This window comes from Oleiphilus sp. HI0066 (assembly GCF_001635725.1).
Window position 1 is genome coordinate 1 of the sequence record NZ_LWFH01001128.1, and the last position, 1,482, is coordinate 1,482.

Genomic DNA, 1,482 nt, shown 5'->3' on the forward strand with positions numbered 1-1,482 from the left:
TTTGATGCCCTCTGGTTTACGTTTTATACATTTTGTATTAGTTGGTCCAGTGTTAGGAATATTGTTCGTGATCGGCTTAGCTGTCGCCTATGTACTGCTTGATCCGAGAATCCGCTTTGCATCATCTATTTATGCTATGGATGCACGCGTATTAGCTGTTATTCCTCATGTGAATACACCGCTTACACAGCGTTTGAGACGCAGTGATATGGTCGTTTGTGGAATCTTGGCGCTGGCTATTTTTGCAGCCTATACAGGCTTAGCTGTGGCGTTTCATATGGGAGTGTTACTGTGAGCGAGTTGACCAAAGCGGCTGTATCAGAATCGAATCCACGTATTGATCAAATGGAAGAAGTGGATAAGTTCACTCAACAAGAGTTAGATGAAAGAAAGCTGATTTACCCGGGTATGAATAGCCCTCAAGTGCTTAATATATTTCGGGAGCTAAGAACGCAGTTACTGCAGCATCAAAAAAAGAAAAACTTTGTATGCATGGTTAGTTCGGTGAGCCATGGTGGTGGCGGTAGTTATGTGACGCAGAACCTTGCCTCTGTGTTTGCGCTAGATAAGGCCAAAACAAGCTTGGTTCTAGATGCAAACCTCTACTCTCCATATGCTCAGAACTTAATCTTTGGTGAAGCAGAGATAGGCATTACTGATTATCTTAGTGACCCCGCTATTGGTATTAAAGACATCGTTTATGCGACTGGCGTACCGCGATTACGAGCAATTCCTCTTGGATCAAATAGCGAAGGCGCGGCTGAGTACTTCGAATCAGAAAAAATGCTTTCGTTCATTGATGAAGTGAAACATCGCTATTCTGATCGTTATATTTTTATTGATGCGCCTCCTGTGGCTAGTTCATCTGAAGCGCGTATTTTGGCGGGCATCGTGGATATGGTCGTGTTAGTGGTCCCTCATGCGAGAGTGACGAGTGATCAGGTTCAGATTGCGATCGATATCGTTGGCGAAGATAAATTAGCTGGTCTGATATACAACAACTAAAACAAAATTGTTAATTGAGTAGTGATACATGGACATTCAATTTTGCCGCGAACGCGTTTTATCGGGGCTTATTTCCTGTTTTCTTTTGATGGTGTTTGCTAGTCAATCCCATGCGACAGAGGCAACGGGCGCGATTGGCTCCCGAATCGAACATACGGACAACGTTCGACGCACAAACACTAATGCCGAAACCGATGTTATTCAAACAACGTACGCCGAACTAGGTGTTGAAGAAGTACGAAAGCGTTTTAAAGCGGATGCAACCCTCAAGTTACAAAATGAGCATTACTACGAAGGCACATACGAAGACGAAACCTCACTGACCTCCGGCTTTGGCTTATTTACGGTTGATTTGGTTGAGGACTTTCTTGAGTGGCAGGCCACGTTTTCGCGTACCGATGTTGTCTCCGATACGAGTCAAGACGAGAACCCCGATACGCGTGAGTTCAGGAATATTTTTCGAACCGGTCCAACCAT

At 44.4% G+C, this 1,482-nt stretch carries 3 protein-coding genes; all 3 read left to right on the top strand.

Annotated elements, in window-relative coordinates; translation table 11 throughout:
- Nucleotides 1-295 (top strand): hypothetical protein (locus A3738_RS31150; protein ID WP_197473874.1); only part of this gene is annotated, 295 nt, incomplete at its 5' end.
- Nucleotides 292-1,005 (top strand): hypothetical protein, encoded by a 714-nt coding sequence (locus tag A3738_RS14840; protein WP_068500734.1) that lies wholly within the window; start codon nucleotides 292-294, stop codon nucleotides 1,003-1,005. The genes A3738_RS31150 and A3738_RS14840, both read left to right, overlap by 4 nt.
- A 28-nt stretch (nucleotides 1,006-1,033) precedes the next feature.
- Nucleotides 1,034-1,482: hypothetical protein (locus tag A3738_RS14845; protein ID WP_156504278.1), on the top strand; the 449-nt coding region annotated here is incomplete at its 3' end.